The following is a 17,641-nucleotide window of genomic DNA, read 5'->3' on the forward strand; positions in this document are numbered from 1 at the left end:
GCCCCTTTGTGTTCCCTCGAAACACTCACGGGGACGCGGCCGGAATGCGCTGCGAGCACCGGGGGGAGCCGACTCCAAGGTCCAGTCCATCGCTAGTCGCTTATCGGAGATTCCCCGTCGAGCTGAGGCACTTTACTTAGCGATATTTCGTCGGACTGGGATACCGGAGTGTCACCGTGCTCACCCGAGCGCAGTTTCGTCCGGAGCGACTAGCGATATGTTAGGCCGAGATCACGGCGCGGTTCACGCCGCGAGGACCTCTATCGCAGCCTCCTCAACGGCGGTCCAGGCATCCTTGATTGCGCGAATGTGCGCGTAGGCGGCGACCCGCGATTTGTCGTCGCTCGGATCCCGATGGACACCGTCGAACCCTTCTGGACTCGTGAACTCGTCGAGGGCTATCGCTAACACGTTCTGAAAATGGCGGTCGGTCACGAGCAGCCGCAGTTCGCGCGCCGAGTGTTTGATGGTTTGGGCATCCTCGACCATTTGCTTGCCCGAATCCGTCTCAAACCACTCGATCCAGTCGCGCTGCTCCCACCGACCCTTCATCGTCGAGATGACGATGATCTGCCACGTGTCCGCCCATCGGTGCGCGGCGCCGACGGCTGCCGCTACGAGCTGTCGAACCTTCTCATTTCGGTCCGCTCTCAGCTCGGCCTCTCGACCAGAAAATCCCGCTACGAGCCGGTCCTGCAGCATCTCAAGCTCAGCCTTTGACGCACGTTCGGTCGACCCGGGCTGTCGCACGAATACGGTGCCCTCCACGACCATTGGTCCCTTTGGCGGTTGGTAGCTCTTCTGCAGCAGTGCAATCCGGTCGCCGTCGCGCGGAGGCTCCACGGTGACGACCAGGACAGCGGTGCCGTCGACGTCGACGGTGCGTCCGTCCCAGAGGGGCCACCCGTGGCCAGTGAACCGGCGTAGAGCGTTGACGAGCTCGGCGCTGTCAGGCACCGTCTGCCCGCGGAGTGTGCCGGGCTCAGCTCCGACGACCACGTAGCCGGCACCCTCGAAGGCGGTGGCAGCGACGGGCACTGAGCGGTTAGCCATGCCGAGGATCGCCCGGGAAAGTGCAAATGACGCCTCCACGCTCGTCAGATCCTCGTAGCCGAGCTTCCATTCCACGGCCCGCGATTCATCATCCTGGGAAGCTGCGAGCACGGCGCGGACGAGACCGACTAGCTGATCGTGAGTGCGAAGTGCGCGAGAGGAATCTATCCGGAAGGTCACGGGCCGATCGTATGAAAAGGGCCAAGGCTCGTCGACAACGCCATGCCGCGGGCATCGATGAGTAGGTCAGCTGCCAAGTCCGCCTCCATAGGCGCCTCTAGCTGACGCATGCTCTGGTTTGGTGCGTTGGCCAAGGCTGACTCGATCCCGGGTCGCCCGCCGTTTCTGTCCAGGAGGCTAGGCAGGCGCCCACCCAGGCGCGTGGCGGGTGCAGTGCTGAAAGGATGGCATCATGACCCCCAACATCGATGCCACCGACCTATCCGTGACAGTGAACATGGCCGGCGCACCGATCACGGTGGGGGAGATGCTCCAGTTGAGCCCTTCGGAGCTCGGCATGCGCCTACTCCGTGGAATGGTCGTTTCCGGCCGAAGTTGGTCGGCGCCGAACATCCGGGCCCACGCAGAGGCAAGTTTGTTGACGGCGATCCCGCGCAGACACGGGAGTGTCACGCGGGATCTGTCCGGGATGATCGAAGTGATCGTAGCCACCATCGCCGACGGCCTGGGTTGGCTTATCTCTAACAGCCTCATCGGTCCTTCCTCCGCCCAATCGGGCAGCGGCGACGAGTGGATACCGACTCAAGCAGGCCGAGAGGCGAATGTCCTCGGGTCGACAGCTCATGTCGACGCCACGCGCCGGCTCCACGTTGACCTACATCCGCGGCTGCAGGGCGCCGCCCGGATGAACTTCGAGCGCGGCGAGTACGCGGCGGCTGTTCTGATCGCGATGAAGGAAGTCGAGATTTCGCTCCGAACCGCCTCCGGCCTTCCAGCCGGCCTGACCGGCAAGGCGCTTGCCCAGGAAGCGCTAAAACCGGGTGGCCCACTCAGAATCGCAGGCGAGACTCCGGACGAGCAGACGGGCTTTCTTCTTCTGTTTCAGGGTGCCTTCGCCGCGTTCCGGAACCCAGCTGGTCACCGCGCGGTGGAGTACGACGACCCGGCAGATGCCGCCAATATTCTCCACTTCGCCGACGAACTGCTTCGGATCATTGACCGCGAGAAGAGGTCTCGTTCCGACAACTAAGAGTTGCGATTGCCTCACTCGCAGCGCTGGCCACAGTCAGCCATTGGCGGCAGGAGCGCTAGAACGATCGCCGATAACTAGGCCAACCCACTGACACCGCCAAGCGCCAACAAGGACTCCGCTATCAGTTCCGGAACAGCGGCCAATGCTGCGTCGAGCGTGTACTCGATCATTGCCGCGATTTTCGAGCTAGAAAGATCAAGTAGGCGCGTCCAGTCACTCGGGTTGTAACGCGCCAGCATCGACAGCGCAAAGAGCAAGAGCCACCAAGATGCGAGCGGGTGGATGTCGGATTGAGAATCACCCAGAGACGGCAGGATCACTCTATGGTGACGATACGTACGCGATTGCAAGAGATGCCTGTTACCGTTTGCCTGCTCCTCGAGCGCAGTTGGCGGGACCAGCACGAAGACGTGCCCAATGTTGTGTGATTCGAGCGGTCCACCATCGTCGCGGCGAGCCACATCTAGACCACGAAGCGCGGGGTATTGGTTCAAGAATTCGTGGACCTGCTCGACGGGCCAATCCGGTGTGAAGGTGGGGACTAAAAGTTCGAACCGCTCGTAGTCGATGTTCGGGCTCGGTGTCCCGTAGATACCATTCGGCGTGAGCACAGGCGCGGAAACGAGGGCGCGTCCGTAATTGATTCGAAGTTCGAGAATCTGGCTCATCACCTCGCCAAGTGACACCCGGTTCAGGTCCGTGGGAGAGTCGAGCGCGATCGAAATTCGCGAAAACGAGTCGCGCTGGGTTGGCGTTACTGTCACAAGCGAGTCCAGGAAGTCGACGCTTGAAAGATCGCCTGCGTACCTCAACCCGTGTCCGCTGCAGATCCAGTGCGGATCTACAGCCCCCTCGATGTCGCCGAGACGATGGCTCGCTGCGGCTATGGCCCTGCCTGCCTGAGACAGGCCGTAGAAGAGATTTAGGGGTCGGCTCTCGTACCCGATGGCCGAGGCAGCGGTGAACTGCTGCTGTGATTGCTCGAGTGCCACCTGAAAGACGCGCTTGCGCTCGCCGGTGAGGAGGTCTTGGAGGCCCAACGGAGGATCGGCGCGCAAAGAGCGGATCCGGCGCCACGAGGCGGCCGGAGCATCAGTGCCAAGCTCGAACCATGTCGCCATTCGTGCCTCCTCGAACATTCTCGCCAAGAGTGCCACAAGAGCAGTATTGAGGGGTGTTTCGCCGAGATCCGCGTCCACAGGATTAGCTCAGTCTCTAGGCTCCCAGAGCCTCAGGCCGTCGAGGGGTCAAAGACCGAACGAGCCCCCGTGCAACGCCGCAGATAGTAGTGGCTGGCTATCAATTCGCGAGGGCGTCGTGGCGGTTCGCTATCCCGTGTACTTCGGCTACTCCCCAGGTCCGCAACCCATGAGCTACCTACCGTTCCGAAAGACGGCGGTCTCGGGCAAACTGTAGTCGTGAGTGTGCAAACTCCGGCTCCCAGGCCGTTGGGAGTCTCGGACGTCGAAGCGGTCGAGCTGTGTCGTCAGTGGATGGTCTATCTGGGCGCGGCTGATTCCGTTGTGGCCTCAGGGGACGCCCGCCAGATCTGTGATTTGTACAGCCGCCACTACCTGGCCTGGGTGGACAATCGACAGCAAAACCTAGACGCAGCATTTGTGGAGCGCGCAGCGCGACTCTGCGAGAACGATGGACGTCGTGGCCTGGTCTTCGTGCCTGGAGGAGTGTTTCCCGATGCGCAGGACACTGCGGAAGCGCTAGGTGTTGCTCTACTTCGGTTCGATCCGTACGGTGCTGATCTCGACGGCGCAAACCCGCTGGGCCGATCCGTGCGCTCGCTCGGCCTCGCTTTCGCGTAGCGCGGCGTTATGACGGGGCCGGGCCAGATGCGAGCTTGGAGATGGATGGCTGGTTCGGTCCAGTGTCGCCACGCGCTGCGCGGTTGAGCTCTTCCCTCGCAGCAGTGCGAGACTTGTCGATAGTTTCCTCGACTGCCTGCCGCTGCATGGTTTCCACGAGCTGCTCTGTTGCGCGCGCTCTCGTTGGAGCAAGCACGATAGCGCGGTTGTCCGTCTTTCCACGCGTCATCCCGACGTAGAGGCCAGCGGCGTCGACTCCTGGACCTACTACGGACACGTCCGTTGTCTCGCCCTGCACGCCGTAAACCGTTGTGGCGTAGGCCAAGTGAAGATGGGATCCGGCGTACGCATGCGTGATTTTCCGTAAGTCCGTCGAGTCGTTCGCAGAGGCGAGCAGCACGTGATCACCTGCGACCTGTCTAACTATCCAGTTCTGACGGTTTTGGACGTCGATCTTTGCGTTATTGCGGCGAGTCTGCACGACGTCGCCAACGAAGATCGGCTGCCCCTCCATGCCAGTCACGCACCCGCGCGTATCAACCGCTCCGGTCGCCACTCGTCGAGCTTGAATGTCCTCACTGACGGCTTGTGCTTCCGCGTGGGTGGCTGTGACGAGGGCGATGGATTGACGTTTGCCAGTTGCTTCGAACCATGCGTGAACCAGGGCGTCCCGGGCTTCCAGGTCATTGTTGGCAAGGACGACGTGGCCGGTGGTGATCAATTCCTCAGCAACCTTCGCCGCGTCCTCCGCACCTCGGGGCTTGCGTAGCTTCAGGCTCAGATCCCCCCACATGTGATCCTCGAATCGATGGATCGCAACGAGCTCGATCTGACGAGTAGCGCGACGCCAGAAGAGAGCCATCGCGCCAGAATGTCCGATTGGCAGAGCTTGCTGTTGATCTCCGACGACCGCAACCGATGCACCGGTTCGGTGAACAACGTCAAGCAATGCGTTTGCCGCCTCGAGGTCGAGCATGCCGGCCTCGTCCACCACGATGCGATCGCCCGGGCGAATACGAATTCGCGGTCCGGAGTACTCGACTCCTGTGATCGGGTCGGCATCACCGACCCTTAGGCAGAACCACTCGGTGGCACCAGCCCGGCTGCTTTGCCATCGCCATCCGTAATCGTGTAGAAGCTGATGAAGGGACGACGACGCGCTGTTGGTTTCGCGACCAGCTACGGCGGAAGCCTTCTTCGTTGGCGCCACGATGAGCATGTTGCGGCCTTGCCGACGCAGAGCGGCGCCGGCGACCTTGAGCATGGTGGTCTTTCCCGTGCCGGCTGCTCCGGCGATGGCGACGACTCGGTCTGTCCCGGCGATGGACGACGCACCCTTCACCTGATCCTCATCCAGAATGCGGTCCGGTTCGATCGCCCTCGCAATCGCGGTGGTCTCATCCATCGACAGCACCTCGCCCGCGACAGCGAGCGCCTCAGTCCGCTGGGCGACGGTGGCCTTTAGGGTCGCGGTCGCAGTGGCCATACGCCGCTTGATGTGCGCAGGGATATCTGGCTCCGAGAGAAGGGTAACGGTGTGAGTGCGGATCGCGAGAGAGCACACCTCGGCAATCAGAGCGGCCAGCTCCGTTCGATCTGCGCTAACACCGGATGCAGAGATCGATCGGATCGCCCCGGCTCGTACATCCATGTCGCTGAACCGCCCGCCGGTGCCAGTCGACCGAGCATCGGCATCTACGATCGCTTTCGCCGCGAGGAGATTCATGTCGAGGTCCTGTGGGGCCAGCGCTCGTGGTGTGACCGCTGGTCGGGAGCGGCGGAGATCGGGGTCTTCACTAAGAAGCTCGCCCATCACAACGGATGCCCAGTCGTCCTCGTCCACCAGCCCGGGCTTGTTTGGCCTACCCGCTGCCCATGCCCAGTGGTCAATTTGAGCCAGCACAGTGGAGGACGGCTCCTCACCTGGGTGCTGCTCCCTCCATGCGCGGAGGTGAGCGGATTTGTTCGCCTCGATCTGTGCCGCCCGTTTCGACAGAGGCCGCACCAGATGTAGCAGCTGCGCGATCTCTCCATCCGAGTTCAGGGTGAAGCCCTTCGCCGCTAGCGCGGCGATCCACACTGGATCGGTCCTTGAGGCGAGGTCCCCCTCCGCGTTTAGGACGTTTTGGAACCGCAGCGCGACACGGGTGTCGACGTTCGACCATTTTCCGTCCACGCCCTGCACCTTGACGTTCAGCCACAGGTGGCGGTGCTTGTGCGGGTCCAGCGAGCGTGACCGTTCATGCTGCAGCTCCACGACCTCGACGCGAGCGAGATCCTCGCGAATACAGCCTTGTTTGCCGCGGCGGGCGTTGAGCTGGCTCTGCCAGAGCTTGATTATCCGATCCCGCAACCGGTCCTGCAGATCCTCGTACGCAGCCGCCAACTCGGGGTCGAGCATCGCCGCGATCGAGAACGACTTCGGCGCGTTGATCGTCGCATCCAGAATCAGATCAGCGACCGGAGACTCCAAATCCCGGCCCCGTCGCTCACCTGTGAGTGGGTCCACACCGTCGACCCAATCCTTCAACTGCGACCGGGTGAGAAGGTCGTCACGGATGGCACCGTTCTCGACGATGTATCGGGTCATCACCGCATCCGCATAGCCGGCTGCGGCCAATGCGCCGTCAGCGGTCTTAGCCGTAAGGGTTGCGTCGCAGACGCCGCCGAATGCGTAGTGCACAGCCTGCTTGACCCCCTGCGCAGCCTGCCCGCGCTTCCAGCGCGCCACTCCACCTCTCACACTTAGAACTTCCGGTTACGCGCTCCATCCGGCACGCACTTGGCGCGCACATCTCGAAGAGTGCCTACGTGCATTTCGTCTTAAGCCCTGGTCTACTCTCTGCTCTTCGCGCGCTGTGTCCGTACTCTTGCTCTTGCTGGTGTGGGACTTTCTATTCCGTTTTTCGTCCTTGCTGTTACCTCACGCATGCGATTTCTCGAGATCCCCAATCGTCGGCATGTGGCCAACCTCGAAGGTGGGCCGATCCCGCTAGTGTGAGATCTTGATCCCGATCGGAGGCTTGCGTGGCTAGGGCAAGGAAGCGTCAGACCAAGCAGCGGTTCGGCCGAGCACCGAGGCAGCTGAACCTCGCTAGGGATGATGTATTTCTTACCGTAGAAGGCTTCAAGGCAGTCAGTGAACGCATTGAGCTCCGCGTGGCGCCGCTCACATTGATTTCAGGCACGAACAGTGCAGGCAAGTCCAGTTTCATGCAGCCCTTTCTAGTCATGAAACAGACTTTGGAGTCTGGCTTTGACCCCGGGCCCTTGCTGCTCTACGGACCGAACGCCAAGTTCACTCTGGGACGACAAGCCCTCTCACGCGGTAAGTCGCGCGAGACGCAAGCACGCCAGTTCTCGGTGGGCATGCGAAGCGGCACATGGAGCCGACGTATCGAGTACATCGAGGGGCCAGACAGCTTCGCCATTGGTTCGGACACGATCTCGGTCGATGATCGCGAACTGTGTCTGACCGAAACCATGAGATCCTCACTTCTCGAGTCCAGGGTGGAGGAGTTCGCAAAAGAATCTGACGTGATACTCCAGGGCATTCGTGACCGTTCGCTGTTTCCCGAGTATGAGAAGGTTTCCTACTCGGTGGAGCGAGAGGGTTGCATGCTCGATGTCTCCATGAGTTTGGAAAGCAAGCAGGGCTTCCAATTGAATCTCGGAAGCAGTCCGTTTGAGCTTCAAACTGCTGCGTGGTCCTCAATGTTGCGGGGGATCATCCATGTGCCAGGTTTGCGGGGTAACCCGGAGCGCGAGTATGCCCGATCCGCGACTGGGAACACGTTTCCCGGCACCTTCGAGACCTACGTTGCCTCGATTCTGCTCGACTGGGCGCAAAATGCGCCCGAAATGCTCGACGTACTTTCCCGTGAGCTGGAAGCGCTGGGCCTCACCTGGAAGGTCATGGGCCGGAAGAAAAATGATGCCGCGGTCGAGGTGCTTGTCGGGCGCCTACCGCACGCACAGCAGGGCGGAGCGCTAGACCTTGTAAGCGTTGCGGATGTCGGGTTTGGGGTGAGTCAAACGCTTCCCGTCGTCATATCCTTGCTCGTCGCTCGTCCCGGGCAAATCGTTTACCTTGAGCAGCCGGAAATTCACCTGCATCCGCGGGCACAGATTCACCTTGCACAAGCGCTCGTGGCGGCGGCAAACAGAGGTGTAAAAGTCATAGCTGAAACGCACAGTTCGTTGCTAATTCGGGCGGTTCAAACACACATCGCCGAAGGTTCGATCCCTGCCAAGGGTGTCTCGATGAACTGGTTTAGTCGAGACGAGCAGACGGGCTTCTCTCGGCTTGATGTGGCCGAGTTAGATGAAGCGGGCAGGTTCGGGGACTGGCCGCTCGATTTCGATGAAGTGATGCAAGACGCCGACCTTGCATATATTGACGCGATCCGTAGGCGCGCGGACTAGTGCAGGCAGTCATTATCGATGCGAACGTGGCGCGGTCGTGTGCTGATCCGGCGCGGCATGAAACGAGCGAGGCCTGCCTTCGAGTTACGCATGTCCTCGGGGAGAGAGGTTGCGAACTTCAACTGGCACTTACCCCCACGCTTGAAGGCGAGTGGATCAAACACGCGTCGCGAACGTTTGTGAGCTGGTGGGCATCAATGGAGTCTCGCCGCAGGGTTCGGCGAGAGCGCGATCGACGACTATCTGACTACCGAGAAATCATTGGTGGCATCCCAGAACAGGGAGTGCGAGACTTGCTGGAAAAGGATGCCCATATCGTCGAGATAGCCGCCCTGAAGCACTATCCCGTGATTTCGCAGGACGATGCTCAGGCCCGACATGTCTCCGCGCTCGCCGAGGCCTACCCTCTCCTCGGATCAATTCAGTGGTGCAACCCTGTGACCTCAAGTGAGTGGGAAGAGTGGCTCCGAGGAGCCTGCTCAGATTCGGAGGCGTACCGGCTTTGCGCCGAGCAGCCTACTGAGCCGAGCATCGAGGAGCCCGAAGCGGAGTGACCGCAGGACGAACCCGGGGTCGTGCTACTGGTTCGAGGCGTTGTATATCGTGACGCCGATAACCGCGCCTCCAGCCGGCGCGCCGACTAGGGCTGCCTTGCGTATGGTCGCGGCATGCTCCGCCTGCACCGCGCTTGTTAGCGCATCAGACAATCGAGATTCAAGCGCGGCAGGGTCCCGCAAGTCCTCGTTAATCACGGTTTCTCGGAAGATCTTTTCAGTCCTGAACGCGACCGCGTAAGTGATTGGATCCGCCACTCCCACGGCCGACGTTCCATTGACCCATGCCGCGGACTCGCAGGCTATGACCGCGACTTTCGGGCCCGCCGACGCGAGGCTGTTGAGAGCGATGGAGCTTCCGTCCGAAAACGGCAAATACCCGTTGTCGTTGTGCCCGACCAGGGTGACGAGCGGCTGATCGCTCTCAGCTATCTGTCGAGTGACCGTGTCCGCAATGCTCTCTGAGCCCGGCGACAAGAAAACGTGGAAGCCGAGTTGCTCGGCGCGCTGAGCTGCTTTCTGCGCGTCTCGCATGGCGCCGTTGGACACGTCGTCGCCGAATATGTTGTAGACGCCCTTGGCGTCTTCGGCTACCGCCGCGAAGCGCTGCACGGCGACCGCCGCGGGTTTGACTTCGCTCGTGCAACTTGAAGCAAGGAGGGCCGGCGTGACGACCAATAGTGCGGCGAAAGAGAGATGTCGGCCTCGCCTAGCCCGCGACGGAGAAGTAATCATAGAGCACCCCTGGTGAACCTTCCGCTGCCCCGAGTTTGACTGGCGATTTCACGACGAACGCTGCAATGAGCTTCTTAAACAAGACTGGAAAAGCCGCGCCTGCTAGGAAAAGTTCAGCGGCGTTCAGCCGATCGCTAAAGAGAAGCAGCGCGCCGAAGCCGCTGATGACAATGGTCGCGGTAGTTACGATCCAGTAACCACTCGAGCGCAGAAGCGCCTTGTATTTTGCCTGCTTTAGCCGGTCTCGCAATTGGTACCACGTCAACACCTCCAGTGCGGCCGCACCCAGGAATGGCGCAACCATCTGTAGTGGGGTCATATATGCCTCCAATGCGGGCGACTGTCAGTATCCTCGTATGAGCGCGCGGCGGCTAGTCCCAAATGAGCATTGCTCATGTGTAAGCCAGTCTCAGCCATGCTGAGTCAGAGGTAACTCACTCCGATTTTGACTACAACCGTACGAGTTCGCGCGGGCTGTAATGCGATGACGAGAAAGGAAGTTCCTTGACGTTCCGAGGATGTCGTCCGAACTTCGTGAGACCGTGGGATGCGTATAAGGGTTCAAAGTCCACGGTTGCCCTATCTACGAAGCCCCACGCTCGTCGATCCGGGGCCTGCTGCGTTTGACTGCATTTCGGCTACAACTGTGCAAGATTCCGAGGGATGCAACGAGATGACAAGAGCCAAACTTCCTTGGCTTTCCGCTGGTGTTGACCGGGGTTGCTAGGTCCTGGCGGGGAGAGCCAGAGTTCAATTCCACCGGTCCAGCCACGTGTAAGCCCCCGCTATCCAAATGTCTGCATGGATCCGGAGGTTTTGTTTTGCGGGCTTCCATGAGGCTCGCCCAGTGCCACGGCTCCCTCAAACGCCACTACTGGCTCGAGCGGGTCGAGAATTGCGTGCACGGCTCGCAGGGCGTGACTGGCGGTGTCGCGAACTGAGTGCGGCTCGGCCGCGGACCATCCTGTGACGTAGCCGATGCTGGAGGCGCTGATATCCAACCCCATTAAGCCGGCGAGTGTGTATGCCGCCGACTCGGCTTCGGCTTCCATGCGTCCACACCTGGACCTCAAGACGTTGTGCACAAGGTCTCGGTCGAGTACAGGCCCGTCCTGCGAAGTCGACCTACTTGTTCGGGAGTTCCTGGATAGGCCCCGTGGGGGATTCCGTGCCGAACGCGATTGAGTATTCCGGCGAGACCGCGGTTACGGCGAATCTTTGATCGCTTGGCACCGCGCTAGCCTTCGGATACGTCTTCCCGTTCTTTCCCGAATACACAGTTGCGGACCTGTCATTCCCAATGAGAACCGAGAATTTGAGCACCCACGAGTAAGAAGTGCCGTTCGGAGGCTTAGCAGCGAAGTAAATCATCGCGCTCTCCGCCGGTCTGAGAGTTATTGTTTGCTGCCGAAAGTAGTCGGCTCCGTTAGCGTCTAGCGTCCGTCCAGAATCGAGATCGACGACGAGGTTATAGACGGGCGTGTCGCCGCCACGTCCTCCTTCAGAGAGGGAGGCTAAGGCACCCGCTAGCGCTTGACTCGCGTGAGCATCGGCAATCGAAATCGACTCGATCGTTACCTTATCGTCCGAGGTGTTCCGAACGGTCCAGCCATCCACTCGATCGCCTGCGGGTGTCCAGCCGGAGGGCTCACGATTCGACACGATGTAGGCGCGTTCTCGTTGACTTACTTCGGCATCTGCTTTTGCATAGGTCGACTTGGAGGCATAAGAAATTGATCGCAAAACGGCGAATGGCTGGCCCGCATCCGCATGGTGATCAAAGGCTTGCGAAATACCTGCCTTCATGGAGGTGCCGAGCTTGTCGGCGGTGGGCGTGAATGCGATCACGATTAAAGGAGCGATGACCAAGGTTGCGACGCCGGCTCCAATCGCGACCCTCCGGCTCTTGGTCTTCGGCCTCTCGTCCGGCGATTCGGCCACGCCCTGAGCCGGAGCCTGAGCCTGCGCGGTGTTGCCAGTCGCCAACTCGTTGTCGCGAGCTATGTTAACCTTCCGCTTGCTAGCCATTCCTGCACTCCTTGGCCGCAGCGGAACTTAGAGTCGCGATTGCGATCTCGGCCCTTTCGGGCTCGGTCGGAGCGCTGTCGTGAGTGATCTCAACTAGGCATCGTCCGGATTGTGCCCAAGTAGTTTTGTCCGCTCCTGCGATTTTCGAAGGGCCGGCCGGGACGCTTACTAGCCCGTTGCCGCCACGCGAGGTGGCTAGACGCCAAGCGTCGACGGCATCAGCGTCAGTGGCCGCCATGGCGAGTCTGGCTATAGCGAGTTCTGGTCCGCCAGCTGGCCTAGTGAGCACGATGTTGGTGTCAATCTCGCCAGCCGTACCGTCGGTTCCCACATTTGTGAGTTGAAGCTTCTGGCCATCACTTGTCTCGATAGTTTCCGATATGCCACGTCGCGAAGTTGCCGCCTGCGCGGGCTCTGATCCAGGTATGGAGTCGAGGTGCAATTGTTCGAGCGTTGTCAGGCCGCTCTTTTCTTCGTACTGAAACAGGTAGGTACTGTCGTCCACCCGGGTGAGATGCTGCGATCGCCCCACTACGGTTGTCGCCGATCCCACGATGCCGTCGGATGAGTGGACCTCGATGCGTAAGAGGGGCAGGACCGACGTTCCGATCGTCACGTAGGCGCTCGGGTGCAGAGGCACATCGGGCCGGACATCAACAAGCGCACCGCCAGCTTCTTGAATTGCCAGCCCCATGCCCTGTGCTGCGTCCAGTGTGCCTGACACAGGGACGGCCCGGCCTGCTGACGTGTCGATCACCCAGCCGCCCCCGACATCGTTAACACCCACGGCCCCACCGCCTTTGGCGAGGGACTGGACGGAGGGGGCGACCTTGATGACGTGTAGCGGAGTCAGGCGGTCGCTGAGCACAGCCACGGACATTTGGCCATGGTCGCATCTCTGAAGTGCAACTACAGTGGGATGCGCTCGTCCTTCACCTGTAGCGTCTACGATCGTGCAACTTTTGGCCGGGCTCCACGTCGGCCTAGCAAGAATGCCCGCGGGGTCGGAACGGGTAATTTCGTTTCCGACCCACGCAATCACGTCTCCAGATGGTTGGACCGAAACCATGGTGGCAACGTCGGCCGTCCGTTGCCAGGCCATATCCCCGGTCCTAGCGTCAAGCGCAGTCAAGACGGTCTGATCCCCGACTGACTGTGTGAGCCAGAATTTATTGCCGGAAACGCTCGCGTCGTCTGGCTGGGGCATCATCGGCTTCGCCCACACTCGATGGCCGTCGTGTATGTCCAGTGCGAAGAGCATTTCCGAAGACTTGCCATAGACGAGCGCAGTTGACTCGTCTGCCGCGATGACTTTGACTGGCTGCTCAAACTTGAGTGTCCACGACGTGGAATAACTTGGGCGCCCCTCGGACGTGCACCCTGTAAGCATGAGTGCCGTTAGGGCCGCCACCAAGGCAGTAGTCCGCAGGCTTTGCCTGCACACCCCCCGCTTCATACGCGTGATCATAGCCATAATGCGAGGTCACGCGCTCCGCGTAGCGCCTGGCTCATGCGATTTGAAACGCCCCGCTAGCCCCGCGGATCGCGGGCCTGAGGGGTCCCGGACTCCGCGCGCGGGTAAATAGAGCAACATCGAGAGCAGTCCACGAATCTGAACTCGAAAGTTCAGCCCAGCTGTTGCGCGCGAGAACTGGAGTTCAAATCCCACCGCGACGTCGTTCGCGGCGCCGAGCAACGGCCACGTCGCAGCAATGTCACGAGTTCTGCCCTCGCTCATCGCCAGATCTGAATTCGTCTCGGCAGCGTGGGTGGAGTGATCTCCCGCGAAACAGCGGGCGTCTAAACAACGGCTCCTTTGGTGATCGAGTGTCCGGCCCCGACAGGGCCGGCCGCCCGATGAGCAAAACGAAACGAAAGGTGCCCCAACGCAATCGCGCTGGGGCACCTCTATTCCGCCGACGGTCAGGGGAGTACGCCGGCGTTGTCGATCACTGTTTGCGCGTCGACGGGCCACGCGGATCCGGTAACCGGGGTGTTTCCCGACACCGTGTTGAGGGTGCCGATTGATCCCAACGGGGAGTTGTACCAGTTGTCCTCGATGTAGTTGTCGTGGTTCGGCGGGTTGTAGGCGAAGAAGGATGCGGTGACGTTGTCGATCACGTTCCCTTCCACGGTCTTGCCTGTGCTGCCGTTGTCCAGATAGATTCCTGCGACGTTATACGGTCCAGCCCAGCTCGAGCGGAGCGTGGACGATACGTAGTTGCCGGATATCGTTGTGCCGGCCATCTTGCCGAGGGTGTAGATATCGGCGCCGTCATCCAGCAGCGTCATGACGTTGCTGATCCGGTTCCCGCTGATGGTGTTGTAGTTGCTGGCGCCCGTGTCGCCGTCATTCCAAGACCAGCCCATGCTGATCCCGGAGTACCGCCCGTTGCTGATGTCGTTGTTCGAGACCGTCGAGTTGTTGATAAACGTGGTTAGGACTCCTGCCGCGTCCGAGTAGTCCCGACCGACGTAGCTCACCGTGTTGTTGGTAATGGTCTGGTTCTCGGAGGTGCGACGAGCAGCTGTTCCGGCGTCAAAGTAGATACCTCCTGCGGCCGTATCCGTCACGGTGTTGTGGTCGACAGTAATCCCGGACGTGTTGCCGAAGACCAACAGGCCTTGGGCTCCGGTGTCCCTGATGGTGTTGTTCTCGAAGGTGGAGTTAGTGACGTTGGTCATCTGCACTGCGCCCGGGATGGTGGAGTTCCCGTTCGTTGTCAGCTCGATCGCCGCCTGGCCGGTGACGTATCCGTACTGGTTTGGCTGGGTCCAGTTGGTGTGCTGGAAGGTCAGGCCCTTGACGGTGATGTTCGTCATGGGGTTGGTGATTGACGCACCGTAGAGCTGCATGGTGGTCTGTCCGCGGGGCACGATGACCTGCCCGTCAGCGGGCGCAAGGCCGTTCGCTGGCTTGTAGTACAGCGTGTGGGGGGTGCTCGACGTGTCGAGATACCACTCGCCGGCGGCGTCGATGAAGTTGTACGAGTTCTCCAGGAAGTAGTAGCTCGTCGGTTGTGGGAACGATCCAAAAAGAGTGTTCGATGACTCGGGGGACAGGAAGGAGACTTCGGACTGGCCTGGAGTGCTCGTGGCTGTGACGGAGTCGATGCGCAGGTGCTTGTCCCGCCAGTTGTCGAGCTTCACCATCTCGACTCCGCTGTACGACGAGAGGGAGGGGAGATCCGCTGTTGGCACTGTGACGGTCGAGGTGTTCGTCGAGGTCACGGGAAGGTACGGGCCAGCGGTCGCTGAATCCGTCACGTTCGGATACCGTGCCCGGATTCCCCGTGTGTTGCCGTCGTAGATCTGGCGGAAGTCAAGTGTCCCGACTGACGCCTGATAAATTCCGGCGGCTGCGTCGTGGAGCGTCCAGCCCGTCACCGCCTGGCCGGAGTCCAAGATCGGGGGATTGCTGTCGTAGTTTTCGTAGGTCAGTGAATGGCCGTTCAGGGGCTGATCCGTCATGTCGAGGTTCAGCGTGTAGGTCATCCAATACGTGCCGCCGAATAGATGTACGACGATGTCGTCGGTGCCGACTGCCGCCACAGCGCGAGCATTCGTCTTGGCTTGGTATATCGAGCATGGGGCAACGACCGTGCAGGCGGTTCCTGTTCCTGCAGGCGAGGCGTAGATGTCGGTGACCGTGGTGGCCTCGGCAGCGGTGGGGAGGAGGAGCGACGCTACGACGGCGAGCGTAATCGTCCCCGCAGCAATGACTTTGCGCATTCGAACTCCTAGCTTCAGTGATAGGTGCTCGAAATGTATTACGTCTGACGACTGCTGTCAAACGTGTGTCGGGACGAAATTAGGCGGGATCACGCCGTATCAGCCACTGGGTAGAAACGTGCTCGGCCATGCACTCCGCGGCAGCCTCAGAGTCTCCTGTTAGTAGCAGCTCGTGAATCCGCCGGTGCTGCGCATTGGAATCCCGGTAATGGCGCTGCGAAACCGTTCCGAGGAAACTGACCTCTCGCGCTTCCGAAACAAGAAGCGTGACGATTGTTCGCGCAATCTCATTGCCGGAGGCGCGGTGTATGACCGCGTGGAACGCTGAGTCTGCCCGGCGAAGCGCCAGTGGATCGGCCTCCGAATCCATGATGCGCAGATAGCCGCTCATCTCGGCGAAGTCGGCCTCAGTTAGTCGTGCCACCGCCCGCCGAACCATGTCGGCTTCCAGGTCGCGTCGTAGGGCGATGACGTCTTGCTTGAGTTCCTTCTCGGTGTCCTGCTCGAGTAGAAGTGGGAGGATGGCGGGGTCGAGAAGATTCCACTCCGACCGGGGACGGATCGTCGTCCCGTCCCCCTGTCGCACTCTGACGAGACCCTTCTGCTCGAGAACCTTGACGGCCTCGCGAATGACAGGCCGGCTGACTTCGAAGGCGTCGCAGAGCGCCAATTCGCCGGGGAGTGCGCTTCCAGGCTCTAGCTCGCCTGAGACGACCTGGCGGATGAGTTCCGTGGCAACGCTCTGGCTCAGGCGAAGAGGGCGGCCGCGGGAGGTTACCAGGCTGGTCGTGTCGCTCATCGTCGTGCCCCTTCGCTGCAGCTAGCTCTTTACATCCATAGCGTACGCTGTCGATTGACAACAGTTGTCAGACGTAATACATTTACGCGACACGTACACAACCCGACCGAATGTGGATCAATGAAGATTACGCACGTAGAGACATTCCGCGTGGATACACCCGACGGGGAACCCTTCCACTGGCGTGCTGGCCTCCCGTCCAGCGCCGGTGGCGGCTCCCGAGCTGTCTTGCGTATCGGGACTGATGCCGGGATCGATGGTGTTGCCTTCGCACCCCGCGCGGGCAGCGCTGCACCCCTCGAAGATGTTGTCGGACGTCTGCTGCGGGCGGAGCTGATCGGTCAGGACCCTCTCCAACGGGAATGGCTATGGCATCGCATGTGGGAACTGGACCGGATTGAGGAGTTCCCCCTTCCCATCCTGGGCATCGTTGATGTGGCGCTATGGGACCTGGCCGGACGCTTCTATGGTGCACCTGCCTGGGAGGTCGGCGGCGGGTTCCGAAAGTCCATTCCCGCCTACGCCTCCACATCGACGTTCGAGACGATCGATGAATTCCTGGACGTAGCAGATCAGGCGCTCGAGCTCGGGTATCGTGCGATCAAATTGCACGCGTGGGGGAATGCTGTCCGGGATGCCGAGCTGTGCCTCGCGTTGCGCGATCACGTTGGACCACAGGTCGAGCTCATGTACGACGGTTCAGCGGGCTTCGATCTTCCGGACGCGATCCGACTGGGCCGAGCGCTCTCGGAAGCTGACTATCTCTGGTACGAGGAACCGATGCGAGAGTTCAGCGTGAGCGCCTATGCGCAACTCGCCAAATCGGTGAGCGTTCCCCTGCTGGTGGCGGAGACATCTGATGGCGCCCACATGAACTCGGGCGACTTCATCCGAGCTGGCGCCGCCACATTTGGCGTGCGGGCAAGCGCCGCCCTCCGAGGCGGGATCACCGGCTCGTTGCGAACGGCGCACCTCGCTGATGCGTTCCGGCTGAGGGCAGAGGTGCACGGATCAGATCTCCCAAACCAGCATCTGGCCATGATGATCTCCAACACCACTTATTACGAATCCCTCGTCACTTCTAACCCCGTGCGCCGGGAGCCGATTGTCGACGCTCACGGTCTCGTGCACGCCCCGAACTCCCTGGGCATAGGACTGCCTGCGGGTCTCGAATATCCCGCCGCGCTCGAACAGTACGTCGAGGATGCGCGAGGCGATGAGGAAATCCCCCCACAGGAACGCGACACCCAACTTGACCCGACCCCTGCACTATGAACCCCAA

13 protein-coding genes are annotated in these 17,641 nt (G+C 60.9%); 4 read left to right on the forward strand and 9 right to left on the reverse strand.

What is annotated here, in order from left to right:
• Window positions 1-243: 243 nt before the first annotated feature.
• The gene (locus AB0P25_RS09530) at window positions 244-1,164 is read right to left on the reverse strand and encodes a hypothetical protein (protein ID WP_363806901.1); all 921 of its coding nucleotides are present in this window, start codon (window positions 1,162-1,164) and stop codon (window positions 244-246) included.
• 301 nt (window positions 1,165-1,465) lie between these two features.
• On the opposite strand from AB0P25_RS09530, the gene AB0P25_RS09535 reads away from it, so the two are divergent.
• Window positions 1,466-2,263, forward strand: coding sequence for a TIGR02391 family protein (locus AB0P25_RS09535; RefSeq protein WP_363806903.1), 798 nt, complete (start codon window positions 1,466-1,468; stop codon window positions 2,261-2,263).
• A 77-nt stretch (window positions 2,264-2,340) separates the two neighbouring features.
• Here the strand turns inward: AB0P25_RS09535 and AB0P25_RS09540 are convergent, their stop codons facing one another.
• A complete protein-coding gene (locus AB0P25_RS09540) occupies window positions 2,341-3,387 on the reverse strand; it encodes a YaaC family protein (RefSeq protein WP_363806905.1) in 1,047 nt (348 codons plus the stop codon).
• A 297-nt stretch (window positions 3,388-3,684) separates the two neighbouring features.
• On the opposite strand from AB0P25_RS09540, the gene AB0P25_RS09545 reads away from it, so the two are divergent.
• Window positions 3,685-4,086: a hypothetical protein gene (locus AB0P25_RS09545; protein WP_363806907.1), complete on the forward strand. Its 402-nt coding sequence runs from the start codon at window positions 3,685-3,687 to the stop codon at window positions 4,084-4,086.
• 7 nt (window positions 4,087-4,093) lie between these two features.
• Here the strand turns inward: AB0P25_RS09545 and AB0P25_RS09550 are convergent, their stop codons facing one another.
• Window positions 4,094-6,817, reverse strand: coding sequence for an AAA family ATPase (locus AB0P25_RS09550; RefSeq protein ID WP_363806909.1), 2,724 nt, complete (start codon window positions 6,815-6,817; stop codon window positions 4,094-4,096).
• Between the two features lie 428 nt (window positions 6,818-7,245).
• Here AB0P25_RS09550 and AB0P25_RS09555 point away from each other — a divergent pair, with 428 nt between their 5' ends.
• Entirely contained in the window at window positions 7,246-8,511 is a 1,266-nt protein-coding gene (locus AB0P25_RS09555; protein WP_363806910.1) for an AAA family ATPase, read from the forward strand.
• 578 nt (window positions 8,512-9,089) lie between these two features.
• Here the strand turns inward: AB0P25_RS09555 and AB0P25_RS09560 are convergent.
• The 6 genes from AB0P25_RS09560 to AB0P25_RS09585 form a co-directional block, all read right to left on the reverse strand.
• Window positions 9,090-9,677, reverse strand: a complete 588-nt coding sequence (locus AB0P25_RS09560; RefSeq protein ID WP_363806913.1) for a hypothetical protein — start codon at window positions 9,675-9,677, stop codon at window positions 9,090-9,092.
• A gap of 97 nt (window positions 9,678-9,774) precedes the next feature.
• The gene (locus AB0P25_RS09565) at window positions 9,775-10,119 is read right to left on the reverse strand and encodes a hypothetical protein (RefSeq protein WP_363806915.1); all 345 of its coding nucleotides are present in this window, start codon (window positions 10,117-10,119) and stop codon (window positions 9,775-9,777) included.
• 806 nt (window positions 10,120-10,925) lie between these two features.
• On the reverse strand, window positions 10,926-11,828 hold the full coding sequence (locus AB0P25_RS09570) for a hypothetical protein (protein WP_363806917.1): 903 nt from the start codon (window positions 11,826-11,828) through the stop codon (window positions 10,926-10,928).
• Window positions 11,821-12,708: a hypothetical protein gene (locus AB0P25_RS09575; RefSeq protein WP_363806919.1), complete on the reverse strand. Its 888-nt coding sequence runs from the start codon at window positions 12,706-12,708 to the stop codon at window positions 11,821-11,823. The genes AB0P25_RS09570 and AB0P25_RS09575 overlap by 8 nt, the downstream gene beginning before the upstream one ends.
• A 1,043-nt stretch (window positions 12,709-13,751) precedes the next feature.
• Window positions 13,752-15,560: a right-handed parallel beta-helix repeat-containing protein gene (locus AB0P25_RS09580; protein ID WP_363806922.1), complete on the reverse strand. Its 1,809-nt coding sequence runs from the start codon at window positions 15,558-15,560 to the stop codon at window positions 13,752-13,754.
• Window positions 15,561-15,639: 79 nt separating this feature from the next.
• Complete coding sequence (locus AB0P25_RS09585; RefSeq protein WP_363806923.1) at window positions 15,640-16,359, reverse strand: FadR/GntR family transcriptional regulator; 720 nt, start codon at window positions 16,357-16,359, stop codon at window positions 15,640-15,642.
• 150 nt (window positions 16,360-16,509) lie between these two features.
• Between AB0P25_RS09585 and AB0P25_RS09590 the strand changes: the two genes are divergently transcribed.
• Window positions 16,510-17,634 (forward strand): enolase C-terminal domain-like protein, encoded by a 1,125-nt coding sequence (locus tag AB0P25_RS09590; RefSeq protein WP_363806925.1) that lies wholly within the window; start codon window positions 16,510-16,512, stop codon window positions 17,632-17,634.
• Window positions 17,635-17,641: the final 7 nt, after the last annotated feature.

This window comes from Leifsonia sp. NPDC077715 (assembly GCF_040686855.1).
Lineage (GTDB): Bacteria > Actinomycetota > Actinomycetes > Actinomycetales > Microbacteriaceae > Leifsonia.

Excerpts from the sequence above, each read along its gene's own strand:
- AB0P25_RS09535 (WP_363806903.1), top strand. The coding sequence starts at position 1,466 with ATGACCCCCAACATCGATGCCACCGACCTATCCGTGACAGTGAACATG.
- AB0P25_RS09540 (WP_363806905.1), bottom strand. The coding sequence starts at position 3,387 with ATGGCGACATGGTTCGAGCTTGGCACTGATGCTCCGGCCGCCTCGTGG.
- AB0P25_RS09565 (WP_363806915.1), bottom strand. The coding sequence starts at position 10,119 with ATGACCCCACTACAGATGGTTGCGCCATTCCTGGGTGCGGCCGCACTG.
- AB0P25_RS09570 (WP_363806917.1), bottom strand. The coding sequence starts at position 11,828 with ATGGCTAGCAAGCGGAAGGTTAACATAGCTCGCGACAACGAGTTGGCG.
- AB0P25_RS09575 (WP_363806919.1), bottom strand. The coding sequence starts at position 12,708 with ATGTCCGTGGCTGTGCTCAGCGACCGCCTGACTCCGCTACACGTCATC.
- AB0P25_RS09580 (WP_363806922.1), bottom strand. The coding sequence starts at position 15,560 with ATGCGCAAAGTCATTGCTGCGGGGACGATTACGCTCGCCGTCGTAGCG.
- AB0P25_RS09585 (WP_363806923.1), bottom strand. The coding sequence starts at position 16,359 with ATGAGCGACACGACCAGCCTGGTAACCTCCCGCGGCCGCCCTCTTCGC.